The sequence below is a fragment of the Caulobacter sp. GW821-FHT11A05 genome, assembly GCF_058809015.1.
In genome coordinates this window covers 111268-137209 of sequence record NZ_JBXASF010000001.1, presented here as the reverse complement: position 1 = coordinate 137209, position 25942 = coordinate 111268, and the positions used below count along the sequence as shown (strand labels likewise).

At 68.7% G+C, this 25942-nt stretch carries 25 protein-coding genes; 9 read left to right on the top strand and 16 right to left on the bottom strand.

The genetic code is table 11. From position 1 onward, the window contains the following. Positions 1–66: 66 nt before the first annotated feature. From AC1RSK_RS00660 to AC1RSK_RS00645, 4 genes are all read right to left on the bottom strand, one after another. Positions 67–1446, bottom strand: a complete 1380-nt coding sequence (locus AC1RSK_RS00660) for a calcium-binding protein (RefSeq protein ID WP_492904593.1) — start codon at positions 1444–1446, stop codon at positions 67–69. A 147-nt stretch (positions 1447–1593) separates the two neighbouring features. After that, positions 1594–2976 (bottom strand): calcium-binding protein, encoded by a 1383-nt coding sequence (locus tag AC1RSK_RS00655; RefSeq protein WP_492904591.1) that lies wholly within the window; start codon positions 2974–2976, stop codon positions 1594–1596. Between the two features lie 100 nt (positions 2977–3076). After that, complete coding sequence (locus AC1RSK_RS00650) at positions 3077–3871, bottom strand: enoyl-CoA hydratase-related protein (protein ID WP_492904590.1); 795 nt, start codon at positions 3869–3871, stop codon at positions 3077–3079. Between the two features lie 159 nt (positions 3872–4030). Beyond that, positions 4031–5074, bottom strand: a complete 1044-nt coding sequence (locus AC1RSK_RS00645) for a ribonucleotide-diphosphate reductase subunit beta (RefSeq protein ID WP_492904588.1) — start codon at positions 5072–5074, stop codon at positions 4031–4033. 136 nt (positions 5075–5210) lie between these two features. On the opposite strand from AC1RSK_RS00645, the gene AC1RSK_RS00640 reads away from it, so the two are divergent. The 3 genes from AC1RSK_RS00640 to AC1RSK_RS00630 all read left to right on the top strand — a co-directional run bounded on the left by AC1RSK_RS00640 (position 5211) and on the right by AC1RSK_RS00630 (position 7272). After that, positions 5211–5879, top strand: coding sequence for a glutathione S-transferase family protein (locus tag AC1RSK_RS00640; RefSeq protein WP_492904587.1), 669 nt, complete (start codon positions 5211–5213; stop codon positions 5877–5879). Positions 5880–5947: 68 nt separating this feature from the next. After that, positions 5948–6985 (top strand): flagellar hook-length control protein FliK, encoded by a 1038-nt coding sequence (gene fliK, locus AC1RSK_RS00635; RefSeq protein ID WP_492904585.1) that lies wholly within the window; start codon positions 5948–5950, stop codon positions 6983–6985. 26 nt (positions 6986–7011) lie between these two features. Then, entirely contained in the window at positions 7012–7272 is a 261-nt protein-coding gene (locus AC1RSK_RS00630; protein ID WP_492904584.1) for an EscU/YscU/HrcU family type III secretion system export apparatus switch protein, read from the top strand. A 170-nt stretch (positions 7273–7442) separates the two neighbouring features. On the opposite strand, the gene AC1RSK_RS00625 is transcribed toward AC1RSK_RS00630, so the two are convergent. Then, positions 7443–8468, bottom strand: a complete 1026-nt coding sequence (locus AC1RSK_RS00625; protein WP_492904582.1) for a DUF6607 family protein — start codon at positions 8466–8468, stop codon at positions 7443–7445. Positions 8469–8491: 23 nt separating this feature from the next. Further along, on the bottom strand, positions 8492–10687 hold the full coding sequence (locus AC1RSK_RS00620; protein WP_492904580.1) for a TonB-dependent hemoglobin/transferrin/lactoferrin family receptor: 2196 nt from the start codon (positions 10685–10687) through the stop codon (positions 8492–8494). Between the two features lie 215 nt (positions 10688–10902). Here AC1RSK_RS00620 and trhA point away from each other — a divergent pair, with 215 nt between their 5' ends. Both trhA and AC1RSK_RS00610 read left to right on the top strand, forming a co-directional pair. After that, positions 10903–11667, top strand: coding sequence for a PAQR family membrane homeostasis protein TrhA (gene trhA, locus AC1RSK_RS00615; protein WP_492904578.1), 765 nt, complete (start codon positions 10903–10905; stop codon positions 11665–11667). A gap of 115 nt (positions 11668–11782) precedes the next feature. Further along, positions 11783–13069, top strand: coding sequence for an adenylosuccinate synthase (locus tag AC1RSK_RS00610; protein ID WP_492904576.1), 1287 nt, complete (start codon positions 11783–11785; stop codon positions 13067–13069). A gap of 132 nt (positions 13070–13201) precedes the next feature. Here the strand turns inward: AC1RSK_RS00610 and AC1RSK_RS00605 are convergent, their stop codons facing one another. From AC1RSK_RS00605 to AC1RSK_RS00590, 4 genes are all read right to left on the bottom strand, one after another. Then, a complete protein-coding gene (locus AC1RSK_RS00605; RefSeq protein ID WP_492904575.1) occupies positions 13202–13546 on the bottom strand; it encodes a hypothetical protein in 345 nt (114 codons plus the stop codon). 1 nt (position 13547) lies between these two features. Then, positions 13548–14198, bottom strand: a complete 651-nt coding sequence (locus AC1RSK_RS00600; protein ID WP_492904573.1) for an SRPBCC family protein — start codon at positions 14196–14198, stop codon at positions 13548–13550. Continuing rightward, positions 14195–14821, bottom strand: a complete 627-nt coding sequence (locus AC1RSK_RS00595; protein WP_492904571.1) for a TetR/AcrR family transcriptional regulator — start codon at positions 14819–14821, stop codon at positions 14195–14197. Before AC1RSK_RS00595 ends, AC1RSK_RS00600 begins: the two co-directional genes overlap by 4 nt. Positions 14822–14997: 176 nt before the next feature. Further along, positions 14998–15543: a hypothetical protein gene (locus AC1RSK_RS00590; protein WP_492904569.1), complete on the bottom strand. Its 546-nt coding sequence runs from the start codon at positions 15541–15543 to the stop codon at positions 14998–15000. Positions 15544–15744: 201 nt separating this feature from the next. On the opposite strand from AC1RSK_RS00590, the gene AC1RSK_RS00585 reads away from it, so the two are divergent. The 4 genes from AC1RSK_RS00585 (at position 15745) to AC1RSK_RS00570 (ending at position 18548) form a co-directional block, all read left to right on the top strand. Then, entirely contained in the window at positions 15745–16833 is a 1089-nt protein-coding gene (locus AC1RSK_RS00585; protein ID WP_492904567.1) for a hypothetical protein, read from the top strand. Next, positions 16830–17630, top strand: a complete 801-nt coding sequence (locus AC1RSK_RS00580) for a protein kinase family protein (RefSeq protein WP_492904565.1) — start codon at positions 16830–16832, stop codon at positions 17628–17630. The genes AC1RSK_RS00585 and AC1RSK_RS00580 overlap by 4 nt, the downstream gene beginning before the upstream one ends. 238 nt (positions 17631–17868) lie before the next feature. Continuing rightward, entirely contained in the window at positions 17869–18174 is a 306-nt protein-coding gene (locus AC1RSK_RS00575; protein ID WP_492904563.1) for an autorepressor SdpR family transcription factor, read from the top strand. Then, positions 18171–18548: a hypothetical protein gene (locus AC1RSK_RS00570; RefSeq protein WP_492904561.1), complete on the top strand. Its 378-nt coding sequence runs from the start codon at positions 18171–18173 to the stop codon at positions 18546–18548. The genes AC1RSK_RS00575 and AC1RSK_RS00570 overlap by 4 nt, the downstream gene beginning before the upstream one ends. 90 nt (positions 18549–18638) lie before the next feature. Here AC1RSK_RS00570 and flhA read toward each other — a convergent pair whose 3' ends face one another. Genes flhA through fliF form a run of 6 tightly spaced genes read right to left on the bottom strand, consistent with a single transcriptional unit; the run spans position 18639 to position 25762 of the window. Then, on the bottom strand, positions 18639–20735 hold the full coding sequence (gene flhA, locus AC1RSK_RS00565; RefSeq protein ID WP_492904559.1) for a flagellar biosynthesis protein FlhA: 2097 nt from the start codon (positions 20733–20735) through the stop codon (positions 18639–18641). Positions 20736–20745: 10 nt separating this feature from the next. Beyond that, positions 20746–22116, bottom strand: a complete 1371-nt coding sequence (gene flbD, locus AC1RSK_RS00560; RefSeq protein ID WP_492904557.1) for a sigma-54-dependent transcriptional regulator FlbD — start codon at positions 22114–22116, stop codon at positions 20746–20748. 29 nt (positions 22117–22145) lie between these two features. Next, complete coding sequence (gene fliN, locus AC1RSK_RS00555; RefSeq protein ID WP_492904555.1) at positions 22146–22484, bottom strand: flagellar motor switch protein FliN; 339 nt, start codon at positions 22482–22484, stop codon at positions 22146–22148. Then, on the bottom strand, positions 22477–23130 hold the full coding sequence (locus AC1RSK_RS00550; RefSeq protein WP_492904553.1) for a FliH/SctL family protein: 654 nt from the start codon (positions 23128–23130) through the stop codon (positions 22477–22479). The genes fliN and AC1RSK_RS00550 overlap by 8 nt, the downstream gene beginning before the upstream one ends. After that, a complete protein-coding gene (gene fliG / locus AC1RSK_RS00545; RefSeq protein ID WP_492904551.1) occupies positions 23130–24161 on the bottom strand; it encodes a flagellar motor switch protein FliG in 1032 nt (343 codons plus the stop codon). The genes AC1RSK_RS00550 and fliG overlap by 1 nt, the downstream gene beginning before the upstream one ends. Then, positions 24158–25762: a flagellar basal-body MS-ring/collar protein FliF gene (gene fliF / locus AC1RSK_RS00540; protein WP_492904549.1), complete on the bottom strand. Its 1605-nt coding sequence runs from the start codon at positions 25760–25762 to the stop codon at positions 24158–24160. The genes fliG and fliF overlap by 4 nt, the downstream gene beginning before the upstream one ends. Positions 25763–25942: the final 180 nt, after the last annotated feature.

The window sequence follows — 25942 nt, the reverse complement described above, 5'->3', positions numbered from 1 at the left end:
GGGCGACGAGAAAGGGCGGGACCTTCGCGGGTCCCGCCCTTTGACGTTCTTAGCCGGTTGGCGGGGCTAGAGCAGCCAGCCGCTGGTCACCACGCCGTTGGCGACCAGCGCCAGGTCGTGCGTGCCATCGCCGTTCACGTCGAAGCGGAAGATGGTCTTGTTGACGCCGCCGTCGTAGGTGCGGGTCATCTGGCCGGCGACGGCGGTGAAGGCCCCGACCAGGGTGAAGGCCTGGTTGCCGGCTGTGCCGGTGTCGGCGTCGATGTTGGAGAAGTCCAGCACGTCGGCCTGGGAGGACTTGAAGTCGGTGACCACGTCGGTGTTGTTGACGTCGGCCACCAGGTCGCTGCTGTAGAAGACGAAGTTGTCGGCGCCGGAGCCGCCGGTCAGGGTGTCCTTGCCCGCGCCGCCGACCAGGTAGTCGTTGCCGGCCTCGCCGTTGATGATGTCGTTGCCGGCCCGGCCGTAGATGTAGTCGCTGCCGTTGCCGCCCTTGACGGTGTCCGCGCCGCCGGCCCCGTCGACGGTGTCGTTGTCGTCGCCGCCATAGACGGTGTCGTTCTCGTCGCCGCCGATGACGTAGTCGTCACCCGCGCCGCCGTCGAGCACGTCGGCGCCGCCGCCGGCCACCAGGGTGTCGTTGCCGTCCTCGCCGTAGAGCTTGTCGTTGCCGAGGCCGCCCTGGACGCTGTCGGCGCCGAGACCGCCGTAGATGGTGTCGCTGCCCGTGCCGCCATCGATGGTGTCGTTGTCGGCCCCGCCGTTGATGGTGTCGTTGCCCCCGTCGCCGTACAGGCGGTCGGCCCCGTCGTCGCCGTTCAGGGTGTCGGCGTCGTCGCCGCCGTAGAGGTAGTCACCCTCGGTCCCGCCGTTGATCGTATCGAGCCCGGCTCCGCCGTAGAGGCGGTCGACGCCCAGACCGCCGACGATGGTGTCGTTGCGGTGCGTGCCGGTGATGCGGTCGTCACCGGCCATGCCGTCCAGCATCAGGCCGGCCGCGTAGATCGAGGTCAGGCCGCTGAAGTCCAGCACATTGGCCCCGGCGTTGCCGCTGATCGAGCCGGAGACGTATTCGAAGACTTCGAAGCTGTTGCCGGCCGCGAAGTAGTCGATCGTGACATTGCTCTCGAGCACCAGGGTGTCGGTTCCGGCCCCACCGGAGAGGCGGGTGATCAGGTCGCCGCCGACCAGCCGTACGTAGTCGTTGCCGGCGCCGGCGTCGATCTCGTCGATGCCGCCCGAGACGATGGTGTCGTTGCCGTCGCCGCCGGTCAGGCGGTTGGTTCCGATGCCGCCGTCGATGACGTCGTCGCCGTTACCGCCCTGGATGATGTCGTTGCCACCCAGACCGTCGAGGATGTCGTTGCCGTCATACCCGAGAATCTTGTCGTCGCCGGCGCCGCCGGTGAGGGTGTTGTCAGTCGCGTCGCCGAAATAGTTCGCCATGATGTTTCCAACCCCAACGGCGCGCCATTCGGCGCTGCCTCAACGCGCCGGCATGAGTTTGGGAGCGGTGTGCCGGCAACGCAGCCCCCCAAGCATTCAGTCGTGCCTCACTCGCCCCTGAGTCGCTAGTGCGACCAGTACACGAGCCTACAGAATCCAACCTGAGGTGACATTTCCATTCGCCACAAGCGAGAAATCGACGACGCCGTCGTTATCGGTGTGGAATCTGAAAACCGTCCGGTTGATTCCGCCATCGAAAGTGCGAATCACCTGCCCGCCCGTGGTGAAGGCGCCGACCACGGTGAAGGCCTGGTCACCGGCGAGCGTGGTGTTGGCGTCGATGTTCGAGAAGTCCAGGCGGTCGCCCTGGGTGGCCTTGAAGTCGCTGACCACGTCGGTGTTGTTGACGTCGGCGACCAGGTCGCCGGCGTAGAAGACGAAGTGGTCGGCCCCGTTGCCGCCGGTCATGCTGTCCTTGCCGGTTCCGCCGATCAGGAAGTCGTCGCCGGCCTCGCCGTTGATGATGTCGTTGCCGGCCCGGCCATAGATGTAGTCGGCCCCCGCTCCGCCCTTGACGGTGTCATTGCCGCCGGCCCCGTCGACGAAGTCGGCGCCGTCGCCGCCGAAGACGGTGTCGTTCTCGTCGCCGCCGACGATGTAGTCGTCGCCCGCCCCGCCATCGAGGACGTCAGCGCCGCCGCCGGCGACCAGCACGTCCGCGCCGTCCTCGCCGTACAGCTTGTCGTTGCCGAGGCCGCCGATCAGGGTGTCGTCGCCGAGCCAGCCGTAGAGGAAGTCGGAGCCGTCGCCGCCATCGACCGAGTCGTTGCCGTCGCCGCCGTCGATGTCGTCGTTGCCGGCGTCGCCGTACAGCTTGTCAGCCCCGTCGTCGCCGTCGATCAGGTCGGAATCGTCGCCGCCGTGGATGACGTCGTCGCCGGCATCGCCGGCCAGCTGGTCCAGGCCCGCGCCGCCGTTGATCCGGTCGAGGCCGTCGCCGCCGAGGAGCAGATCGTCACGGCCGGTGCCGGTGATGCGGTCGTCGCCCTCGAGGCCATCGACGAAGACCCCGAAATTGGCTGTCTGATAGGGAACGACGCTGCTGAAATCGAGGGTGTTGGCGCCCGAGGTGCCTTCGATGATGCCCGCCGAGCTGATCCGCTCGAAACCGTTGGCGGCCCCGAAGCTGGACAGGGTGACCAGGCCGCCGATGATCAGGGTGTCGAGGCCGTTGCCGCCCTTCACCAGGCTGGGCGCGCCGTCCAGGAGCACGACGATGTCGTCTCCCGCCCCGCCGTCCAGCTTGTCGATGCCGCAGCCGCAGGAGACCAGGGTGTCGTTGCCGTCGCCGCCGAGCAGGGTGTCGTCACCGCCCTCGCCGGCCAGGTAGTCGTCGCCGTCGCCGCCGACGATGTAGTCGGCGCCGTCTGCGCCGTAGATCTCGTCGGCGCCGCCATAGCCGAAAATCTTGTCGTCGGTGGCCTGGCCGACAATGAGATTGTCGCCGATATCGCCGTAAATCGCGCCCATAACCCCAACTCCCCTATACTAACCCGCAGGGAACCTAACTCGATTTGAGGCGAGGTGTTAACGGTTTGTGAACCGCGTTCGTCCCCTGGAGCGGGTTTTTTCAGGCGCCGGTGAAACGCGCCGGGCGTTTCTCGTTGAAGGCGGCGACGCCCTCGCGACGGTCGGTGGTGGGGATGGTGCGGTTGTAGGCCTCGACCTCGATCGCCAGGCCGGTTTTGAGGTCGGTTTCGATGCCGAGGGTCATCGCCCGCTTGGCCTGGCGCACGGCGATGGGGCCGCCGGCGGCGATGGCGGCGGCGACCTCCAGGACCCCGCCCATCAGGGCCTCGGCCGGCCAGACTTCATTGACCATGCCCCAATCGTGGGCCTCCGCGGCGCTGAACGGCCGGCCGGTGAGGATCAGCTCCTTGGCCCGGCGGACGCCGACGGCGCGGGGCAGGTTCTGGGTGCCGCCACAGCCCGGGATGATGCCCAGGCGGGTCTCGGTGAGGGCGAAGCGGGCGGTGTCAGCGGCGTGGATGAAGTCGCAGGCAAGCGCGAACTCGGCGCCGCCGCCGAAGGCCGAGCCGTTGACGGCGGCGATGACCGGGATCGGGCAGTCCATCAGGGCGTAGAAGGCCTGCTCGAACAGGACATGCTGCGCCGTCCAGGCCGCATCGGTCATGCCGTTGCGCTCCTTCAGGTCGCCGCCGGCGCAGAAGGCCTGCTCGCCGGCGCCGGTGAGGATGACGCAGCGGTGGTCGGCGGGGTCGAGGATCAGCCCCTGGAACAGAGCGAGGACGTCGCGCGCCATCTGGGTGTTGAGGGCGTTGCGGACGTCGGGGCGGTTGAACGTCACCCGCAGGATGTGGGGCGCGGGGGTGTCGAGGAGCAGGGTTTCGTAGGTGGTGGTCATCTCGGTCGTCCTCCCTCCCCTTTATGGGGAGGGTGGCGCGAAGCGCCGGGTGGGGATGTCGGACACATCCCCGAACGGCGGCGCTTTGTCACCCGACTTCCCCACCCTGCGAGGCTTCGCCTCGCTGTCCCTCCCCATAAAGGGGAGGGAGGCTTCCCGCTATTCAGCCGGAAGCAGGTTCTCGTTGCGCTTGGCCATCAGGTTGTCGAACTGGCCCCAGACGCCGTCATTGCCGTGCCATTGGCCCTTGGTCGCCGCCTTCGAATACTCGGTCGAGCGGGCCTCGAAGAAGTTGGCGTGTTCGACGCCGCTGAGCATCGACTGCAGCCAGGGCAGCGGGTTTTCCTTGATGCCGTAGATCTCCGGCAGCTTCAGCTGGCGCAGGCGCCAGTCGGCGATGAAGCGGATGTAGGCCTTGATGTCCTCAGGCGTCATGCCCTGCACCTCGCCGGCCTCGAAGGCCAGGTCGATGAAACGGTCTTCCAGGCTGACCACGGTCTTGCAGCAGTCGACGATGTCGTCGGCGACGGCCTTGGTCACCGCGCCGGTCTCGGCGTTGAAGGCGTGGTACAGCTTGATGATGCCTTCGCAGTGCAGGCTCTCGTCGCGCACCGACCAGCTGACGATCTGGCCCATGCCCTTCATCTTGTTGAAGCGCGGGAAGTTCATCAGCATGGCGAAGCTGGCGAACAGCTGCAGCCCCTCGGTGAAGCCGCCGAACATGGCCAGCGTCCGGGCGATGTCGGCGTTCGAATCGACACCGAACTTCTGCATGAAGTCATGCTTGGCCCGCATGGCCTCGTATTCCATGAAGGCGCCGAACTCGCTCTCCGGCATGCCGATGGTCTCGAGCAGCAGGGCGTAGGCGGCGATGTGGATGGTCTCCATGTTGGCGAAGCTGGAGAGCATCATCTTCACTTCGGTCGGCTTGAACACCCGGCCGTATTTTTCCATGTAGTTGTCGGCGACCTCGATGTCCGACTGGGTGAAGAAGCGGAAGATCTGCGTCAGCAGATTGCGCTCCTTGTCGTTGAGGTTGGCCGCCCAGTCCTTGCAGTCCTCGCCCAGCGGCACCTCTTCGGGCATCCAGTGGACCTGCTGCTGCTTCTTCCAGAAGTCGTAGGCCCAGGGATAACGGAACGGCTTGTAGGCCCCCGACGGGGTGAGCAGGCCGGGCAGGGTGGACGCTTTGCGAACAGTCACGGCGAGTTGGCTTTCCTGGCAGGCGGAATCGAAGGACGAAGCGAAGTGCGGAACGCACGATAACAGTCCACACGACAACATCTAGCGGCGAGTTAACGCACCCCCTCAAGATGTTGTGCATGCCCTGGGGATAACCATGTCTGCCGCCTACACCGTTTACGGCGCTGCGGGATCGGGCAGCGTGCCCGTCGAGGCGGCCCTAACCCTGCTGAGCTTGCCCTTTTCCGTGGTCGAGGCGCCCGCCTGGGAGCGGGACGACACGGTCCAGGCGAGGATCGCCCGGGTCAATCCGATGCGGCAAATTCCCGCTCTCGTCCTGCCGTCCGGCGAGACCATGACCGAGAGCAGCGCCATCCTCATCTGGCTGGCCGACAGCCATCCGCAGAGCGGCCTGGCGCCGGGGCTCGATGACCCGAAGCGCCCCGCCTTCCTGCGCTGGATGAGCTTTGTGTCGGCGTCGATCTATGCCCACTACTGGCTGCGCGACGATCCCAGCCGGCTGGCGAAGACGCCGGAGGCGCAGGACTACCTGCTGCGGCGGTCGACGCAGCGGATCGCCGACTGCTGGGCGATGATGGACGCCCAGGTCACGCCCGGCCGCTACCTCCTCGGCGACAGGCTGACCGTGCTGGACCTCTATGTGACGGTGGTCAGCCGGTTCCGGCCGCGGCGGCAGGTCTTCTACGACAGGGCCCCGAAGATGGCGGCGGTGGTCAGGCGGGTGGACGCCGATCCGCGGCTGACGGCCTTCTGGGCCGAGCGCTATCCGTTCGAGGCTGGCTGGGACGAGGCGTCGGAGGTTTGACGCCTTAAGCGCCGCTTCACCCGGCCCCGCTAGGCTGGCGCCATGTCCCGGCTGTCCCCGAGCCCGCGATGAGTGTCGTCCCCGTCTCGCCGGTGGTCGCGGCGGCGCGCGTGCAGGCGGTCAGCGCCGTCGAGGCGGCCCATGTCGCGGCGCTCTTCGACGCCCCGGAAGCCGCGCCGCAGCCCGACGGCCCGCCGCGGCCGCCGCCCAACGCTCTGCAACAGGCGGTCGCCGCCGCCCGGGCCGACGCGGCCGGCCGCCAGGCCGGGCTGGCGCCGCTGTTCGCCGATCTCTCGCGCGCCCTGAGCTCCCCCAAGGCGCCCCCCGAGCTTCGGGCCGCCATCGCCCAGGTCCTGTCGCTGCAGCTGCCCGCCACCGCCCCGATGACGGCGCAGACCGTTCGCCAGGCGGTCGCCCAATCGGGTCTGTTCCTGGAGGCCCACCTGGCGGCGCCCCCGGGTCCGGCCCCGCCGGCGGGGCTGCCGGAAGAGCCGCCGCCGCCGGACCTGAAGGCCGCCCTCCTGACCCTGAGGCGCATCCTGGCCGAGGCCCAGCCCGGCGCGCCCCTCCACGCACGGCCGGCGACCACGCCGCCGCCGACCCGTGACGCCGCCCTGAGCGGCCAGCCCCCGGCCGCCACCGCCCTGCCCTGGGACGCCGACATGGCGGTCATCGCCCAGCGGCTGGGCGGCGACACGGAGCAGGCCATCGCCCGCCAGGTTCTGCACCAGCTGGCCTCCCTGCCGGAGAGCAACGCCGCCGCCTGGATGTTCGAGCTGCCGGTCGCCACCCCCCAGGGGACCGCCATCGCCCAGTTCGAGATCGACCAGGACGCCCACACCTCGACCGATGGCGACGTCAGCCGGACCTGGCGGGTGCGGTTCTCGATCGACCTCGAACCGCTGGGGCCTGTGCATGTGCTGCTCGGGGCCGGGGGCGAGCGGGCGGCGGTGACCATCTGGGCCGAGCGCGAGGACAGCCTGGAGCGCCTGCGCGGCAGGGGCAGCGAACTGGCCGGAGCCCTGCCGGCCGATGTCGTCTTCCACCCCGGCGCGCCCCGCCGGCCGCCGCCGCCGCCCGGCGGCCTGATGGACCAGACCCTGTGAGGGTCCCTTCCAAAAGCCCCCTGGCCGTGGCCCTCACCTATGAGGCGCCCCGGGCCCCGCGCGTGGTCGCGGTCGGGCGCGGCGAGGTGGGCCAGCGGATCATCGACACCGCCCGCGAGCACGGCGTGCCCCTGGAGGTCAACGCGCCCCTGGCCGAGGCCCTGTCGACCATCGAGCTGGAAAGCGAAATCCCCGAGGAGCTCTACGAAGCCATCGCCATCATCATCGGCTTCATCATGAACACCGCGAACGAGGCGCCGCCGAAGCGGGCGGTGACGTTGAGGTAGCGGGGACTGGATCGCCGCGCAGGAGCGGCGAAGATGGCGCGAAGCGGTCGGAGCGGCGTTCCTGTCCCCGATCGGCGCTGATCGGGGACAGGTACGCCGCTCCAGGCGCCGGAATCACGAGGGTTCGGCTGCGTGCGCGGCGAACCAGTCCCCACGCTCGCTACCCTCTCCTACTTCGCCGCCACCGCCGTCGTCGCCGGGCCCGCCTTCTCGGCGATGACCTTTCGCGCCTCGGCCTTTGCCGCCGCCGTGTCGATCTTGCCAAGGGCGATCTCGTCGGCCAGGCCCATCAGACGCGGGCCGGTGACCGAGCCGTTCTCGGGCTCCTCGGCGACGGTGACGCCGCCGCCCCGGACGATGGCGCTGTCCCAGTCGGCGCGGACCTGGGCCCAGTAGTCCCTGGTCGCCGCCCAATAGTCGTCGGCGGCCTTGATGTTGTAGGCGCTTTCCTTGCGGTAGGTGTTGAGCACCACCTCATGGACGAAGGTCACGGGCGCGCCGTCCTTGAAGCCCACCTTGGCGTTGTCCTGCTCATGCACCCAGCCGGTCGGCGTCAACGCATGGCGGTTGGTGCCGACGTACCAGCCGTAGACCGGCTTGCGCACCGCGTCGCGGCGGGCCAGCGGGCGGCGGGTCTCCTCGCTCATCCAGCGGCTGACGCCGTCGGCGTAGGCCCATTTGCCGACGCCGCCGTAGCGGGGGGAGTCGTCGGTCTGCCAGACGGTTTGCGACCAGGCGCCCTTGCGCTTGTCGGCGGCGATCTCGCTCAGCACCCAGCGGCCGGCCTTGTCGTAGGTCAGCACCTTGGCCGGCTCATAGACCCAGTCCTGGCGCCAGTGCTTGATGACGACGGTCTTGTCTTTGTCGCTGTCCTCGCTCTCCGGCATGGTGATGACCAGAAGGTGCTGCAGGCTGATCTTCGCACCGGTGTCCTCGATCACCCGCACCGACTCGAAGCCGCCGCTGCGCTTGGGCTCAAGCAGCTCGTAGCCGGGGGTGAAGGCGACGGTCTCGCGGAAGTCGAAGACGACGCGGTAGTCGCCGGCCATGGCCAGGATGGAGGCCCTGTCCTTCTCGAAGGCGGCCTTCTGCTCGGCGCTGGCCGGAGCCGGCGCGGCTTTCGGGGCCGCCATTGAAGGGGCCGCCATCGACAGGGCCAGGACGACGGTCAGGGCGCCAAGCGTGGTCTTGAACATGAGGGTCCTCCTCCTCGGGGACGTTAGTAGCGCAGCGTCAGGGAGACGCCATAGTTGCGGCCGGGCGGGGTGTAGGCGTCGCGGACCACCGAGGTGGTCGACAGGCCGCGCACGTCGCTCCAGTTCCAGTATTTTTCGTCGGTCAGGTTGAAGACCCCGGCCCGGATCACCGCCACATCGCCGATGGCGACCCAGCCGGTCAGGTCGGCGGTGGTGTACTGGCCGGGGACGAAGCATCTGGGCGCGCAGGTCGTCCCCGTGCGGTCCTCGCCCTTGCCGGCCCCATGGGTCAGGTTCAGCTGGCCGCCGAACCGGCCGCCGTCCTCGCGCCAGGTCAGACCGGCGACGATCTTGAACGGCTCGATGCTGGCCAGCGGGGTGGTCGTTCCGCCGCTGGTCCCGTCGCCTTCCGCCCAGGCGGCGGCCAGGTTGGCGCTGAAGCCGGCCCCGAGGTCGGCGCGACCGGTGACTTCCCAGCCGCTGATCTCGACGCTGCCGATGTTGACGTACTGGAAGATGGCCGGATCGCCCGGCGTGAAGCTGCCGCCGACCTGGGCCTGTTCGATGAAATCGTCGTAGTCGCCGGTGAAGGCGGTGAAGCCGAGGAAGACCCGCTCGTTCGACCAGCGGACGCCGGCCTCGAAGGTGCGGCTAGTTTCGGGTTTGAGATCCGGGTTGGGGATGGAGGTGTAGAGCGAGCCCAGGTTGACGAAGCTGTTGTTGACCTGCGACGGGGCCGGGGCCTTGAAGCCCTCGGCATAGTTTCCGAACAGGCTCCAGCCCGGGGCGAGCTTCCACACGGCGCCGAACTTGGGCGACAGGTGGCTGTCGCTCTGGCCCTTGGGGACAAAGCCGGCCGGCAGGCTGGCGTCGGCCTTGGGATCGAGGTCGTAGTAGTCGGCGCGCAGGGCTGGGAACAGGCTGAGCCTGCCGTCCAGCAGCACGATCTCGTCCTGGATGTAGGCCCCCGCCAGTGTGTAGTCGGTGTTGGGGAAGGCGCGGGTCGGGAAGGTTTCGCCGAACGGCGGCACGGCGCCGTCGCGCACGCCTTCCTGGCGGGTGACCGACAGGTCGGCGCCGAACACCAGGCGGTGGCCGACCGCGCCGGTCTCGAACGCCGAATGGGCTTCGCCGGTCAGGCCCCAGACGCGATTATCGAAGGTGTTGAGCCGGGTGCGGTCGACGGCCGGGTTGCGGTCCTCGGCGGTGAACTGCTCGGTCGTGGCGTCCTGCCAGTAGGCGGTGACGAAGGCCGAGGCGATGGCGCCCTCGCCGCTGTAGCGCCAGTCGAAGGAGACGCGGTCGCGGGTGGTGGTGTCGTCGCCGTCGAGGTCGAGCACCGTGCCGCTGCGGCCGCTGAGCACCTCGGTGATCACCTCCCGCTCAAAGGTCTCGGCGGTCAGGCGGAAGCTGTGGTGGTCGTTGGGCGCAAAGACGATCTTGGCCAGCACGGCGTCGGAGGTGATGTCCTGCGGGTTGGCGGCGGTGCGGGCCGAGGTGAAGCTGTTGTTGCCGCCTTGCGTCTCGGTTTCCGACGCGTCGCGGTGGTTCCAGGCCAGCATCAGGCTCCAGTCGCCGACCTGGCCGGCCCCGACCAGGCCGGTGGAGACGCCCTCGTCGGCCGAGCTGTACTGGGCGCGGGCCTGGAGGCCGAAGCTGCGGCCGTTCCGCAGGAAGTCGACCGGGTCCTTGGTGGTGAAGCTGACCACGCCGGCGACGCCGTCGCTGCCGTAGAGGGCGCTGCCCGGGCCGCGCAGGATCTCGACCCGCTTCATCAGGCCCAGGTCGCTGAAGTCGCCGCGGCCGACGTTCTGGGCCCCGAAGCTGAAGGCGTCGGGGGTGCGCACGCCGTCGACCAGGATCAGCACCCGGTTGCCTTCCAGGCCGCGGATGTTGAAGCCGCTGTTCCCGTCGCGGCCGGCCGTGCCCAGCGCCGCGCCGAAGCGGGCCGGGCTGGTGCGGACGATGACGCCGGGTTCGTAGCGGACCAGGTCCTTGATGTCGGTAGCCAGCTGCTCGTCGATCTGGTCGGCGGTGATGACGCTGACCGTGGCGGGCGTGTCCTCGGCCGCCTTTTCGGTGCGGGTCGAGATGACGCTGACCGGCGACACCTCGGTGGCGTCGACATCGGCGGCGTCGTCGGCGGCGAAGGCCGGCGCGGCGACAGCCAGGGCCAGCAGGGAAACGGCCAGGGCCGACCGGCGGAAACTCTTGTGCATGACGCCCCCTCGGCGTGGATCAACAATGCGAATGACTCGCAGAAGCGAGAGGGGTGGTAGCGCCGGTGAAATCGGGGGTCAAGATTATTAGGAATGATTCTCAGAGTCATGTGCATTAGTCCTCCCCCTTCTCGGGGCAGGGGGACCGCGCGCGTAGCGCGTGGTGGAGGGGGTCCCCACCGGCGGTCGGGTCAGCGTGGTCGCGAACGTTCGCGGTGACCCCCTCCGTCAGCGGCTTCGCCGCTGCCACCTCCCCCGACGCCAACGGGAGGAACATTGACCCCGGCGGCGGATTTCGCTTCTTTCGGGCCATGACCGCCGAGCCCTTCCACGACGCCGAGCACTACCCCAGCGCCGGGGCCCGGGCGGCCGACAAGTGGGTGCATATCGTCGGGCTGATCCTGGCCATCGCCGGGGGCGGCACGCTGTTCGGGCTGTCGATCGGCTTCGGCACGGTCGGCCAGGTGTTCGCCGTGGCGGTCTACGCCATCTGCCTGGCGCTGATGCTGAGCTTCTCGGTCGCCTACAACATGTCGACGCCGCAGCACCGGCCGTTCCTGCGGCGGCTGGACCACGCCGGCATCTTCCTGATGATCGCCGGCAGCTACACCCCCTTCACCACCCAGAGCCTGACCGGCGCCTGGTCGATCGGCATGACCCTGGCGGTCTGGCTGCTGGCGGCCGGCGGGGTGGTCGGCAAGCTGTTCCTTCCCGGTCTGGGCAAGGGGTTCTGGGTGGCGCTGTACCTGGCGCTTGGCTGGATCGTGATCATCGCCATCGGGCCGATGGTGGCGGCGGTGTCGCTGGCCGGGATGATCCTGCTGGGGATCGGCGGCCTGGTCTATTCGGCCGGGGTGATCTTCTATGTGCGCAAGAGCCTGCACTACCGGCGGGCCATCTGGCACGGCTTCGTGCTGGCCGGCGCGGGCGTGCAGTACGCCGCCATCCTGACCGGTGTGGTCTTGTTCAACCGCGCCTGAGCCGCTACACAGCCGCCGCGCTCCCTCGGGGGGCGCCCATCGCGATCCCCTTCAGCCCGCCGAGCCCCGTCGAAGGGCGCGCTGAAGTCTCCTGGCGGGTGGAGGATCGTACCCCATGGCCAATGTCACCGTGGTCGGCGCCCAGTGGGGCGACGAGGGCAAGGGCAAGATTGTCGACTGGCTGTGCGACCGCGCCGAGGTGGTGGTGCGCTTCCAGGGCGGCCACAACGCCGGCCATACCCTGGTCATCGACGGCAAGGTCTACAAGCTGGCGCTGCTGCCGTCGGGCGTGGTCCAGGGCAAGCTGTCGGTGATCGGCAACGGCGTGGTGGTCGATCCCTGGCATCTGCTGGGCGAGATCGAGGGCATCGCCGGCCAGGGGGTGACGATCACCCCCGAAGTGCTGGTGCTGGCCGACAACGCCTGCCTGATCCTGCCACTGCACCGCGACCTCGACCAGGCCCGCGAGGCCGCCTCCAGCCAGAAGATCGGCACCACGGGGCGCGGCATCGGCCCGGCCTATGAGGACAAGGTCGGCCGCCGGGCGATCCGCGTCGCCGACCTGGCCGATCCGGAATCGCTCAAACCCAAGATCGAGCGGCTGCTCAGCCATCACGGCCCGCTGCGGCGGGGCCTGGGCCTGCCCGAGGCCGATCCGGCGGCGATGTTCGACGAACTGATCGCCCTGGCGCCGAAGCTGCTGCCCTACGCGCGGCCGGCCTGGAAGCTGCTCGACGAGATGCGGCGGGCCGGCAAGCGCATCCTGTTCGAGGGGGCGCAGGGGGCGCTGCTCGACGTCGACCACGGCACCTATCCGTTCGTCACCTCCTCCAACACCGTGGCCGGCCAGGCGGCGGCGGGCTCGGGCATGGGGCCGCAGGGGCCGGGCTATGTGCTGGGCATCGTCAAGGCCTACACCACCCGGGTCGGCGAGGGGCCGTTCGCCTGCGAACTGAACGACGCCGTCGGCCAGCATCTGGCCGTGGTCGGGCGCGAGGTCGGCACCAACACCGGCCGTGGCCGCCGCTGCGGCTGGTTCGACTCTGTGCTGGTGCGCCAGAGCGTGGCCATCAACGGCATCAACGGCATCGCCCTGACCAAGCTGGACGTGCTCGACGGGCTGGAGACCTTGAAGGTCTGTGTCGGCTACCGTTTGCACGGCAAGGAAATCGACTACCTGCCGGCCGGCCTGCGCGACCAGGCGGCGGTGGAGCCGATCTATGAGGACCTGCTCGGCTGGAGCGAAAGCACCGCCGGCGCGCGCAGCTTCAAGGACCTGCCGGCCAACGCGGTCAAGTACGTCGGCCGCATCCAGGAACTGATCGGCGCCCCGGTGGCCCTGCTGTCGACCAGCCCCGAGCGGGATGACACCATCCTGCTGCGAGACCCGTTCCAGGACTAAGGGGACAGGTTGCTCGCCCCCAGGCGGGCTACCTGTCCCCGGTTTGCGCCGACGGCTGGGCCGGCGTCGTTTCAACCGGTTGCGCTGACCGGGGACAGGTAGCCGCGCTGAGGCGCGGCAACCTGTCCCCAACTACCGCGCGAAGACCAGCTTGCCGATGGCCCCGCCAACCAGGCCGGCGATGGCCGAGCCAGCCGTGCCCATCCAGAGGATGTCGACGGTGACGTCCTTCAGGAGGTAGCTGACCAGGATGCCGATGAAGGCGCAGACGCCGCCGGCGATCAGGCCGCCGACGAGGCTGTCGCCCCAGCCGCCCTTGGCGGCCCGGGCGTAGAGCACCCCGGCGACCAGCGAGATCAGCATGCCGCCGACCGCGAACAGGGCGGCGATGGCGGGCACGAAGTGGCCGGCGATCACCATCGCCAGCTGCAGCACCGTGCCGATCAATGTGGCGCGGATCAAAGCCTGTCGGTTCATCTCACTCCCCCTTCTTCATGGTGTCGACGGCGTCGGCCGTCTTCTCCTTCTGAGCCGTGGCGCCCCAGTTGGCGGGGCCGGTCTCGAAGCGTTTGCGGAGTTCGGCCAGGGTGTAGGCGTCGCCCCATTCGAAATGCTTGTAGACGCTGTCGAAGTCGGCCCCCTGGCCGTACCCGACATTGGAAAGGATGACCCGGGTGTTCCCCTCGGCCATCGGGACCAGCTCCAGGATGGTCGCCGTCTGGCCGAAGGCGTCGGTCGAGAAGAAGCCCCTGGGGGCCTGGATGTTGCGGATCGCCAGCAGCCGGCCGGGCACATAGGCCTCGATGCGGTTGATGATGTTCGAGGGATCACCCTTGGCCTTGCCGGCCGTGTAGTTGGTCTCGATGGCCCCGCCGACCTTGAGGTCGATGAAGGCGGTCGGCGAGGCCCAGGTCTTCCAGCCGGCCTCGGTGCTCAGCGCCTCCCAGACCTTGTCGGAGCTGGCGGGCACGAGGATGGACAGCTGCAGCACCCGCTGGCCGTTGGCTTCGACGAAGCTCGAGTTCTCGACGCCCTTGAAGTCGCTCCATTTGGGCGCGGGCTTCTCGGCCGCGACCGCGGCGGTGGTCAGCGTCAGCGCGGCCGTCAGGCCGGCGAGCAGGGTCTTCATGTTCCGGTCTCCCGTTCAGCGTCGGCGACGGCGGCGACGGCCAGCCGGTCGAAATAGTCGCGCAGGGAGGCGATGGAGGCGTCGAAGGCCTCCAGGGTGCGGTGGGTGCGCGACTGCATCACCCCGCCCTCCATGGTGGTCAGGACGAAGATGGCCAGCCGCTTGGTGTCGGTTCCGGGCGGCAGGCGGTCCTTGGCCTGGTCGAGGCAGCCCTTCACATGGCGGGCCCAGCCGTCGAAGTTGACCGACAGCATCTCGCGCACCGGCGGGTCGGGCTCGTGCAGCTCCAGGGCGATGGAGCCGATCGGGCAGCCGTACAGGCAGTCGGTGTCGACCAGCATGCGGCGGTAGGCGGCCAGGAGGGCGAAGACCCGGTCGATGGGGTCGTCGACGCCCTCCCAGGCCGGGGCCAGCAGCATCGGGTAGATGCCGTCGCGGTACATCTCCAGGACGGCGAGCAGCACGTCCTGCTTGGTCGGGAAGAAGTGGTAGAGGCTGCCGCTGTTGGCCCCCGCCTCCTTGAGGATGTCGGCCACCGAGGTGGTGTTGAACCCCTTCTCGGAGAACAGGGTCATCGCCGCGAACAGGATCCGCTCACGGGTGGGTTCGGCGCCGCCGACCATGCTCCAAGCCCTTAGTTGAACACTCAATCAAGAGATCAACACGGAGAACGGCGGTTGGCAAGAGCCCATCAGGCGGAAGTGGGCCCGGCTCCGCCGCCCGGACGGGCTCCAGGCACAAAGCAAAAGCCTCCGCCCGGTGGGACGGAGGCCTCGCGGTTCCTGGACGCCAGAAGGCGCTAGTTCTTCTTGGTCTTCTTCTTGGTGTCGGCCTGGGCCAGGAGTTCGGCCTTGGTCTGGCTGGAGACCACGGCGCCGCCGGTTTCGGTCAGCACGCTCTGGGCCACCGTCACCTTCTTGCCGTCGATGGCCAGGGTGACCTCGCCGGCGTTGGAGCCGGTCCCGACCTTCTCGATGGTGCCGACGACATTGCCTTGCGAGTCCTTCACGGAGGTCCCGTTGACCAGGGTCACGCCGCCGGTGGCGGGGCTGGCCGGCGTGGCCGGGGCGACGCCAGGAGTGGCGGGGGTGGCCGGCACGACGCCGGACGGCGGCGCGGGCGGCGCGGCGGCCGGCGGGGCGACGGTGTCGCCTTGCGTGGCAGGCACCTCAGCCGGGTCGATGACCGGCGGCTGCTGACCCTTGGGAACGGCGCCCGGCTTGGCGCCTTCGCCCGGCGGCGGGGCCGAGGGCGGGGTGGCGGGCTGGGTCTGGGCGAAGACGGCGGTGGACAGGCTCAGCGCGGCGGCGGAGGCCAGCAACAGGGTGGCAAGGGTCTTGGGCATCGCAAACTCCTCAGGGCGCGCCCCCCTTGGTCCTGCGACCGTTCGGGACGAGCGTGCGTCAACTGGAACCACGCGCCCATGCAGGCTCGTGTTGCGCCCCCAGCCCAAGCAGAACCCCAAACTGGGCGAAGCGTTCCCGACTTTTCGAGCGCCGCACCGCCTTCCCGCGTCGATTCAATCCCTATAGAGACGTTCCCGCGCATGAGACTCTACGCCCCCGACATGGACGAATTCCTCGGCTGGATGGACAGCCAGGGCATCCGCTATGTGGTGCTGCGCAACGCCCCGGCCTTTCTGAAGGGCTGGCCCGTGCGAGGCGGCAAGGACGACGTCGACCTGCTGGTCGATGACGACGCCCTCGATCGCATCAGCGCGAAATACGGCCGCTATTCGAAGATGCAGGGGGTCAAATGCGACCTCTATGACCTGTCGGGATCGGCCAAGGGCGCCTACCAGGGGCTGGCCTACTATCCGCCCAAACTGGCCAATCTGCTGCTGGACAGCCGCGAGCGGCTGGAGGGGCGGTTCTGGGTCCCGCAGCCCAAGGCCTACCTGCTCGGCCTGATCTTCCACATCGCCTACCACAAGGCCGAGCGCTCGAAGATCGACCGGCTCGACCCGGCCGCTTCCGAAGGCAGCAAGTACGTGCCGGAGCTGCGGGACCTGATGGCCCGCAGCGGCGAAGACTTCCCGCTGACCCTGACCGCCTTCCATGAGCGGCTTAAACGCGAAGGCATGGCCGTGCCCTATCGCCAGCTTGCGGCCATCCTGGTCAACGACTTCCAGCGCCATGTGAAGAGCCGCTTCCTGGCCGAGGTCGGCAACGAGCCGGCCGGGGAGATGAACCTGTTCGTCATCCGCCGCATCGCCTCGGCCCGGGGCCAGGCGAAGATGCTGCTGGGCGCCCTGGCCGAGCAATACGAGATCCTGGTCGACAAGGAGATTCCCTGGCTGACCCGGCTCAAGACCAACTCCAAGATCCGCGGCGGCAAGTGGAAGCGCGGCGGGCCGCCGGTGCATGCGGTCATCGTCTTCGACCGCCATCCGCTGCCGGCCCAGGGCAACGAGGCGCAGCCGCATCCCTTCGTCTTCAACGGCCGGCAGTTCATGAAGAAGGGCCTGCGGGACAAGTTCTCGCAGGCCACCGGCTTGCACACCCGCCACAACCCGCTGCACTCGACCGACAACGAGGCCGAGGCGCTGGGCCACCTGAACCTCTACTTCACGCCGGAGGAGCGCGAGGCGCTGTACCAGCGGCTGGAAGCGATACGGGCGGAGATGGGCACGTGAGGAAGCTCAAGCGCTGGTGGCGGGCCCGCAAGGCGGAGGCCGCCCTGAAGGACCGTCGCGAGGCGGTGCAGGCGCTGATCGAGGGGGTCATCGGATCGCCGGTGCGGCTGAAGGAACGCGGCAACCTCGGCCACGACAGCAATTACGACGTCTTCGCCGGCGGCAAACAGGTGGCTGTGCTGCGGCTGGTCAATCCCTTCAAGCAGCGGCCGACCCCGCCGCCCGGCATGCCGTTCCAGATCGAGGAGCCTGCGCGGCGCCTCGACCACGAGTATGTCGCCCTGGCCCGCGCCGCCAGCATCGGCCTGGCTCCCGAGCCGATCTGGCGGGCTGAGGACGCCATCCTCTGCGCCTACCTGCCTTACGCCACCCTGACCTCGGCGGCGCTGCAGTCACCGGACCAGGTCTGGGCCTACCTGTCGCAGGCCAGCACGGCGCTGGACCGGCTGCACCGCGAGGTCGGCATGGCCCATATGGACGCCTCGCTGAGCAATGTGCTGGCCGATCCGGGACATAAGGCCTTCGCCCTGGTCGACTTCGAATACACCCCGGCGCCTGGCGTCGGGTTCGCCGAACAGAAGATCTACGACCATTTGCGGCTGCTGCAGGCGACGGGGAAGTTCATCCCCGACCGGCTGAAGGGCGCGCATGCGGCGTGGTTCGAGCAGTTCGGATCGTACGTGGACGATGAGATGCGGGCCGCGCCGCTGGAGCGGATTTTGCCGGCGCTGAACCATGTGCTGGCGGTCGAGGCGTATCGCGCGGCGACGCGGCGGGTTTTGCCACGGCTGGACTAGGAGCCTTAGTCCGCCCTCCCCGCTACCGTCATCCTAGGGCTTGTCCCTAGGATCTCGCTATCCGCTATCTCTCACGGTGGGGTGGAGGCGCGGCCGCGCCTCCAGGGCATGGGCTTGTCGCGGCTGAACCCGGGAGCCTAGGGACAAGCCCTAGGATGACGATAGCGGGTGGGGACGGGGCGGCCGCTCACCAGCACCCACATTGACAACGATTCGACGATTAGCTAAACGTCGAGTCATGAGCAGCGTGTTCAAGGCCCTCTCCGATCCGACTCGCCGGCGCGTGCTGCAGCTGCTCCGCGCCGGGCCGATGACGGCCGGCGATCTGGCTGACCATTTCGCGGTGTCGAAGCCGACCATGTCGGCCCATTTCGCGGTGCTTCGCGAGGCCGACCTCGTCCACACCGAGAAGGCCGGCAAGCTGATCATCTACCATCTGAAACTGTCGGTGCTGGAAGAGGCGCTGATGGGTTTCGCCAACACCTTTGGCCTCGGCGCGCCCGCCGAAGCCACCGAGCCAGACGCTCCGGAGACGACGTCATGACCCTCTCTATCAAACACAGCCTGGGGCTGGCCGCCCTGCAGATCGGCGCCGCCCTGGCGGCGACCGCCGCCGTCCGCCTGGACTGGATCAGCCATGACCAGGCGACACGGGTGACCATGGCGGTCATCGGCCTGGCCCTGGCCATCATGGCCAATGCCATCCCCAAGGGCGTGGACGGACGCACGGCCGATGGCCAGGCGATCAAGCGGGTCACCGGCTGGTCCCTGGTGCTGGCCGGGCTGGCCCATGCCGCCATCTGGCTGTTCGCGCCGATGGACATCGCCAACCTCGCCTCGATGGCGGCGGTGATCGCGGCGATGGTCTGGGTCGCCATCTTCGGCTTTCGCCGCTGGCGGCGGTCGAAAGCCGGCTAGGCTCCGGTGACTGTCCCGCGAAGCGCGACTGTCACCGTCCAGCGGCGACGGTGACAGTCATCCGGCTACGCCGGAGGACAGTCACCGGGATCAGATCATCCCCACGGTGCGCAGTTTCGCCTTCGGGTGGACCTCGCTCTGGCTCATCACCACCGTCTGGCCCCGGAAGCGTTCGATGATCGAGCGCACATAGGGGCGGACCATGGGGCTGGTCAGCAGCACGGCGGCGTCGCCGGCCAGGGCGGCGCGCTCGAAGGCCTCGCGGATGCCCTTGATGAACTCCTGTAGCTTGGACGGCGCCATGGCCAGCTGCTTCTCCTCGCCGGCCCCGATCAGGCTGTCGGCGAAGGCCTGCTCCCAGTCGGGCGACAGGGTGACGATCGGCAGGGCCCCGTCCTCGCCGCGATTGGCCCAGCACAGCTGACGGCCCAGCCGCACGCGAACGGCCTCGGTCAGCTGGGTCAGGGAGGCGGTGTGCGGCGCGGCCTCGGCGATGCCCTCCAGGATGGTGCCCAGATCGCGGATCGACACCCGCTCGCGCAGCAGCGCCTGCAGGACGCGTTGCAGCGTCGAGGCGGTGATCACCGAGGGGATCAGCTCGTCGGCCAGCTTCTTCTGCTCGGGACCCAGCTCCTTGAGGAGTTTCTGGACCTCGGCGTAGGACAGCAGGTCGGCCATGTTGTCCTTGAGGATCTCGGTCAGGTGGGTGGTCAGCACCGTGGCCGGGTCGACCAGGGTGTAGCCGCGGAAGGTGGCCTCCTCCTTCAGCCCGTCGTCGATCCAGGTGGCCGGCAGGCCGAAGGCCGGTTCGCGCACATGCTCGCCGGGGATGTCGACCTGACCGCCGCGCGGGTCCATGGCCATCAGGTTGCCGATGCGCACCTCACCGGCCCCACTCTCCATCTCCTTGATGCGGATGGCGTAGCCCTGGGTCGGCAGGCGCATGTTGTCGAGGATGCGCACGGACGGCATGACGAAGCCGAACTCACTGGCCAAGGTCTTGCGCAGGGCGCGGATCTGGTCGGTCAGCTTGCGGCCGTCCAGGTCGTTGATCAGGGTCAGCAGGCCGTAGCCCAGCTCGATCTTGATGTCGTCGATGGCCAGCGACTGGCTGATCGGCTCCTCTTCCGCCTCGGCGGCGACCGGCAGCGTCGAGACGTCGACCGGCTGTGGCAGCTTGGCGTTCTGGGCCCTTCGCCAGGCCAGATAGCCCGTGGCGATGGCGACCGCGACGAAGGGAATCTTCGGCATCCCCGGCATCAGGGCCATGATGCCGGCGGCGGCCGAGACCATGCCCAGGCCCACCGGGTTCATCGCCAGCTGGGTGACCAACGCCTTGTCGGCGGCCCCGTCGACCCCGGCCTTGGAGACCAGCAGGCCGGCGGCGATCGAGACGATCAGGGCCGGCACCTGGCTGACCAGGCCGTCGCCGATGGTCATGATGGTGTAGCTGTTGGCGGCGTCGCCGATCGGGATCTTGTGCTGGATCACCCCGATCAGGATGCCGCCGACGATGTTGATGGCGGTGATCACCAGGGCGGCCACGGCGTCGCCGCGCACGAACTTGCTGGCGCCGTCCATGGCCCCGAAGAAGGTGCTCTCCTGCTCCAGCTCCTTGCGTCGCTTCTTGGCCTCGTCCTGGTCGATCAGGCCCGAGGACAGGTCGGCGTCGATGGCCATCTGCTTGCCGGGCATGGCGTCGAGGGTGAAGCGGGCGGCGACCTCGGCGATGCGGCCCGAACCCTTGGTGACGACGACGAAGTTCACCAGGATCAGGATGGCGAAGACGATCACCCCGATGATGAAGTTGCCGCTCATCATCATGTGGCCGAAGGCCTCGATGACCTTGCCGGCCCCGCCGGTGCCCTCGTGCCCGTGGCTGAGAATCAGCCGGGTCGAGGCCAGATTCAGCCCCAACCGGAACAGGGTGGTGACCAGGAGTACGGTCGGGAAGGCGGTGAATTCCAGCGGCCGCTTGATGAGCAGCGCGGTCATCAGGATCAGGATGCTGCTGGTCACCGACAGGGTCAGCAGGAAGTCGAGCAGGAACGGCGGGATCGGCAGGATCAGCAGCACGATGATGCCGACGATGCCGATGGCCAGGCCGACGTCGCCACGCGCCACCCAGCCCCACACCTGACGAAGGGTGACCGGGTTGGTGCGCGAAATGGGGGACGCGTCGCTCATGGTTTACTCGCTAGGCGGCGTTGGACCCGAGACCGGCCTGGGGCGGCGGCACGGCGACGCCGGCGTCGCCGTATTCCTTCAGCTTGTTGCGCAGGGTGCGGATCGAGATTCCGAGGATGGTCGCCGCATGGGTGCGGTTGCCCGAGCAGTGGCTCAGGGTATCGAGGATCAGCTGTTGCTCGACCTCGGCCACCGTCTGGCCGACCAGGGTGCGGCTGACCGCCTCGGCGGCCATGGAGGCGCCGCGGGCGACGGCAACGTCGGGGGCGGGGCTGAGCGGCTGGCCGTCCGGCAGGCGGATGGCGAACTCCTCGATCTCCGGACCGGTCGACAGCAGCACGGCGCGGTGCATGGCGTTTTCCAGCTCCCGCACATTGCCCGGCCAGCGATGGGCGGCCAGGCGGCGGCGCGCCTCTGCCGACAGCGGGCGTTCGGGCATGCCGTTGGCCTTGGCGTACTTCTTGAGGAAGTGATCGCAGAGGGCGGCGATGTCGCCGGGGCGTTCGCGAAGCGGGGGAAGTCGCAGGTTCACGACGTTGAGGCGGTAGAGCAGGTCCTCGCGGAAGGTCCCGTCCTTCACGGCCTGGGCCAGGTCGCGGTTGCTTGTGGCCAGGATGCGGATGTTGACCTTGACCGGCTTGGAGCCGCCGACCCGGTCGATCTCCCGCTCCTGGATGGCGCGCAGCAGCTTGGCCTGCAGCCGGCCGTCCATCTCGCTGATTTCGTCGAGCAGGAGGGTGCCGCCGTCGGCCTCCTCGAACTTGCCGACCCGGCGGGCCACGGCGCCGGTGAAGGCGCCCTTCTCGTGGCCGAACAGCTCGCTTTCCAGCAGGTTCTCGGGGATGGCGGCGCAGTTGACACTGATGAAGGGCTTGGACGAGCGCCTGGACTTGGTGTGGACGTAACGGGCCATCACCTCCTTACCGACGCCGCTTTCGCCGGTGATCAGGATCGAGGCATCGGACGGCGCGATCTGGTCGGCCAGCTTGATCACCGTCTCCATGATCGGGTCGCGCGCCACCATCGGGCGGTTGTCGTCGGAGACGGCGGCCAGCACGGCGGCGATCAGGTCGGCTTCCGGCGGCAGGGGGATGAACTCGATGGCCCCGGCCCGGATGGCGTCACCGGCCCGCTGGGCGTCGGCCCCGACCCCGCAGGCGACCACCGGCACGCGGATGCGCTCGGCCTCGTTGGCGGCGATCAGGCCGGCGATGTCGAGCTCGTAGTCGACCATCAGGAGGTCCGCGCCCTGGCCGGCGCGCAGGGCCTGGGTGGCCGCCGCGACGGTCTCGACGTGCGCCACCTTGGCCCCGGTGTTCATCGCCATCTTCACGGCGAGGGACAGCTGTCCGTTCAATTTTCCGACGACCAGAAGCCGCATAACTACTCTCCTACAGACGAAAGGACCGATCAGTTGGTCGTGTCGCCGTCCTTGATGATTTCCGTCATGGTCACGCCCAGGCGGTCGTCGACGACGACGACCTCGCCGCGCGCCACCAGGCGGTTGTTGACGTAGATGTCGATGGCCTCGCCGACCTTGCGGTCCAGCTCCAGCACGCTGCCCTGGCCCAGCTGCAACAGCTGGGCGACCGACATGTGGGCGCGGCCGAGCACAGCCGAGATGTTGACCGGCACGTCGAAGACCGGGGCCAGATCGCCGGCCGTCTTGTCATCGAAGTCGACCGCCGCGTCGGTGGCCAGCGGATGGTCGGACGAGAACTCCTCGAGGGTCAGGTTGTCTTCAGCCATGGGTATGTTCCGGTGGAATCAGGGGTTCGGCGTGCAGGCCTTCGGCGGCCAGAGCCTGGTCGAGAGCGACCTGGATGCGGTTTGCGGCGTCGACGGGATCGAAGCTGGCGCGGCCATCGCCCCAGTCGAGGATGAAGGCGGCCGGGGTCATGCCGGGCTCGGCGCGGGCCTCGATGCGGCCGGCGTGGCCGAGGCTGGCGGCCATGCCGTCGAGGGCCGCCTGGACCCGTTCCTGGGCTTCCGGCGCCACCTTGACCAGCAGGCGCGGGCTGGCCTCGACCTCGCGGGCCAGGGCTTCGAGGGCGGCGGTAACCGGGGCTTCCGGAAACTTGGCCAGGGCGCTGTCGGCGATCTTGCGGGCGGCGGCCATGCTGAGCGCGGTGCTGTCGGAGCGGTGGGCGTGGGCCACCTGGGCCAGGGCGCCCAGGCCCAGGCGGGCGGCGTCCGCGATGCGGTCCATGGCCTGGGCCAGCGCCATCTCGGCCTGGGCCAGGGCCGAGCGCTCGCCGTCGGCGTAGGCGGCGGCGCGGGCCTCCTCGACCTCTTCGGGCGTGAAGGTGCGCTTCTGACGCGGCGGCTGGTAGGCGACCGCTCCGGCGTCGTCGAATTCGGTGTCGAACTGGAAGGGGCGGTGTGTGCTGGTCATCAGTAGATCAGCTCATCGTCGCCGCCGGCCCCGGCCAGCATGATCTCGCCCTTGGCGGCCAGGTCCTTGGCCACCTGGACCATGGCCATCTGGGCCTGGTCGACGTCCTTCAGGCGCACCGGGCCCATGCTCTCCATGTCCTCGCGCATGATCTTGGCGGCGCGCTCGGACATGTTGGAGAAAAACATCTCGCGCAGGGCGTCCGAGGAGCCCTTCAGGGCCAGGCCCAGCTGGTCCTTCTCGACCGCCCGCAGCAGGGTCTGCACCCCGCCCGGATCGAGCTTGGAGAGGTCCTCGAAGACGAACATCAGGGCCCGGATGCGCTCGGCCGATTCCCGATTGCGCTCTTCCAGGGCGGCGATGAAGCGGCCCTCGGTCTGGCGGTCGAAATTGTTGAAGATGTCGGCCATCAGCTCATGGCTGTCGCGCTTGGAGGTGCGCGCCAGGTTGGACATGAACTCGACGCGCAGGGTCTGCTCGATCTTGTCGAGGATGTCGCGCTGCACCGGCTCCATGCGCAGCATGCGCTGGACGCATTCGAGGGCGAAGTCCTCGGGCAGGCAGGTCAGCACCCTCGCTGCGTGGTCGGCCTTGATCTTGGAAAGCACCACCGCGACGGTCTGGGGGTACTCGTTCTTCAGATAGTTGGCGAGCACCGCCTCGTTCACGTTGCCCAGCTTGTCCCACATGGTGCGACCCGCCGGACCGCGGATTTCCTCCATCAGGTTGTCGACCTTCTCGGGCGGCATGAAGGTGGACAGCAGGCGCTGGGTCTGCTCGAAACTGCCCATGATGGCGCCCGAGCCGCTCATGCCCGAGACGAACTCGAGCAGCAGTTCCTCAACGACGCTGGCGGCCACGGTGCCGAGACTGGCCATGGCCTGGGAGACCTCCTTGATCTCCTCGTCGTCGAGAGAGCCCCAGATGCGGGTGTGGTCCTCGCCGAGGGCGAGCATGACGACGGCCGCCTTCTCCGGGCCGTTCAGCCGGGCGGGGTCGGTGATGGCCTTGGATTTGGGTCCCCGGCTCATGTGGTCTCATGCAGCCAGCTGCGGAGGATGGAGACCGATTCCTCCGGGTGTTTGTCGACGAACTCGCTGACCCGCTTGACGCTGCTGGCCTTCACCTGGCCCTCGATGCGGGCGATGTCGATGCGCTGGTCCATCTCGCTGGGCAGGGCCAGCATCTCGCCGGTGGCGGGGTCATACTGCATCTGCAGCTGGGCGGCGTCGCCGGCCACGGGGCCGCGGCCGGCCGGGGCGCCGGCCACCGCCAGCATCGGCATCGCTCCGCCGGGCTGGCCGAGGGTCTTGAGCAGGGGGCGCAGGCCAAAGAACATCAGCAGAAGGACGACGATGGCCCCAAGACCCAGCTCGGCGAAGCGCATCATGTCGTTCTTGTCGAAGCTGAACATGCCGCCGGCCTTGCCGTCGCCTTCCAGGGCGGCGTCGCGGGCGAAGCGGACGTTGACCACCTTGACCACGTCGCCGCGGCCCGGGTTGAAGCCGACGGCGGCCTTCACCAGCTCGTCCAGCTTGGCCATCTCCTCGGGCGTGCGGGCGGTGTAGGGACCGGTCTTGCCGCCGGCCCCCGGACCGGTGGCGCCATCGACGGCGACGGCGACGCTCAGCTTCTGAATCGTGCCGGGCGCCAGGATCTCGGTGCGGGTGGTCTCGGAAATCTCGTAGTTGGTGACCGTCGACGCGCCCTTGGAGGTGTTCTTGTTGGTCGGCAGGAAGGCGGGGTTGGTGGTATCGCCGGCCGGGATGTTGGAGCCGGCCGTGACGATATCGCTGCTGGGCGAGGAGCCCTCCTCGGTGGCCTCTTCGGTGGTCTGTTCGGAACGGATGACCTGACCGTCGGGATCGAAGGTCTTCTTCTGCTCGGTGACCTGGGCCATGTCGATGTCGGCGCTGACCTCGACCCGGGCCTTGCCGGCCCCGACGACGCCCTCGACCTGCTGGCGGATGCGTTCGGCCAGGTCACGCTCGATCTGGGCCTTGCGGTCGTCGGCGATGGCCCCCAGCGCTCCGCCCTGGCCCAGCGCGGCCAGGGTCTTGCCGTCCTTCATGTCGACGACGCCGACGTTCTCGGGCTTGAGGCCGTCGACGGCGCCGGCCACCAGGTTCTGGATCGCCTGCACCTGCTCCTGGCCCGGCTTGCGGCCGGAGACCATGATCGAGACCGAGGCGGTCGGATTGCCGGCCTCGTCCTCGAACAGCTGGCGCTTGGGGATGTTGAGCAGCACGCGCACGTCGGTGACGCCGTGCAGGCCCTTGATGGTCCGCTGCAGTTCGCCCTCGAGGGCGCGCTTGTTGTTGATCTGCTGGACGAAGTCGGTCTGGCCGAGGGCCGAGCCCTGGTCGAAGATCTCGTAGCCGACCGAACCGGAGGTCACCAGGCCCTTGCCGGCCACCAGCAGGCGGGTGGAGGCGACCTCGTCGCGGTTCACATAGATGGTCGAGCCGTCGCCCTTCACTTCATATTTGATGCCGGCCTGGTCGAGCGCCGCGGTGACTTCCGAGGCTTCCTTGAGGTCGAGGTTGGAATAGAGCAGCTGCTTGGGCTGGGTCATGAAGCCGGTGGTCAGGGCGATGATGGCCGCCAGCAGGCCGACGCCGACGCCGGCCATGACCAGCAGTCGGACCAGCCCCGCACCTCTTAACGCGCCTAGAAACCTGTCCACCTGGGTTCCCGTTCCCGAAACGACACCAACGCCCGCTTCTGCCGGGTTCGCTAGGCAGGATTTACCGGGTGGTTGGTAAACGGGGCTTTAAGACACAAGGTTACGAAGCGCGCCCTTGCGCCGCAG

Coding starts and splice junctions, on each gene's coding strand:
- AC1RSK_RS00660 (WP_492904593.1), bottom strand. CDS start 1,446: ATGGCGAACTATTTCGGCGACGCGACTGACAACACCCTCACCGGCGGC.
- AC1RSK_RS00655 (WP_492904591.1), bottom strand. CDS start 2,976: ATGGGCGCGATTTACGGCGATATCGGCGACAATCTCATTGTCGGCCAG.
- AC1RSK_RS00650 (WP_492904590.1), bottom strand. CDS start 3,871: ATGACCACCACCTACGAAACCCTGCTCCTCGACACCCCCGCGCCCCAC.
- AC1RSK_RS00640 (WP_492904587.1), top strand. CDS start 5,211: ATGTCTGCCGCCTACACCGTTTACGGCGCTGCGGGATCGGGCAGCGTG.
- fliK (WP_492904585.1), top strand. CDS start 5,948: ATGAGTGTCGTCCCCGTCTCGCCGGTGGTCGCGGCGGCGCGCGTGCAG.
- AC1RSK_RS00625 (WP_492904582.1), bottom strand. CDS start 8,468: ATGTTCAAGACCACGCTTGGCGCCCTGACCGTCGTCCTGGCCCTGTCG.
- AC1RSK_RS00620 (WP_492904580.1), bottom strand. CDS start 10,687: ATGCACAAGAGTTTCCGCCGGTCGGCCCTGGCCGTTTCCCTGCTGGCC.
- AC1RSK_RS00610 (WP_492904576.1), top strand. CDS start 11,783: ATGGCCAATGTCACCGTGGTCGGCGCCCAGTGGGGCGACGAGGGCAAG.
- AC1RSK_RS00605 (WP_492904575.1), bottom strand. CDS start 13,546: ATGAACCGACAGGCTTTGATCCGCGCCACATTGATCGGCACGGTGCTG.
- AC1RSK_RS00600 (WP_492904573.1), bottom strand. CDS start 14,198: ATGAAGACCCTGCTCGCCGGCCTGACGGCCGCGCTGACGCTGACCACC.
- AC1RSK_RS00595 (WP_492904571.1), bottom strand. CDS start 14,821: ATGGTCGGCGGCGCCGAACCCACCCGTGAGCGGATCCTGTTCGCGGCG.
- AC1RSK_RS00590 (WP_492904569.1), bottom strand. CDS start 15,543: ATGCCCAAGACCCTTGCCACCCTGTTGCTGGCCTCCGCCGCCGCGCTG.
- AC1RSK_RS00585 (WP_492904567.1), top strand. CDS start 15,745: ATGAGACTCTACGCCCCCGACATGGACGAATTCCTCGGCTGGATGGAC.
- AC1RSK_RS00575 (WP_492904563.1), top strand. CDS start 17,869: ATGAGCAGCGTGTTCAAGGCCCTCTCCGATCCGACTCGCCGGCGCGTG.
- AC1RSK_RS00570 (WP_492904561.1), top strand. CDS start 18,171: ATGACCCTCTCTATCAAACACAGCCTGGGGCTGGCCGCCCTGCAGATC.
- flhA (WP_492904559.1), bottom strand. CDS start 20,735: ATGAGCGACGCGTCCCCCATTTCGCGCACCAACCCGGTCACCCTTCGT.
- flbD (WP_492904557.1), bottom strand. CDS start 22,116: ATGCGGCTTCTGGTCGTCGGAAAATTGAACGGACAGCTGTCCCTCGCC.
- fliN (WP_492904555.1), bottom strand. CDS start 22,484: ATGGCTGAAGACAACCTGACCCTCGAGGAGTTCTCGTCCGACCATCCG.
- AC1RSK_RS00550 (WP_492904553.1), bottom strand. CDS start 23,130: ATGACCAGCACACACCGCCCCTTCCAGTTCGACACCGAATTCGACGAC.
- fliG (WP_492904551.1), bottom strand. CDS start 24,161: ATGAGCCGGGGACCCAAATCCAAGGCCATCACCGACCCCGCCCGGCTG.
- fliF (WP_492904549.1), bottom strand. CDS start 25,762: ATGGCCGGCGTCGGCGTCGGCCTGCTGGCGGCCATCATCGCCCTGACC.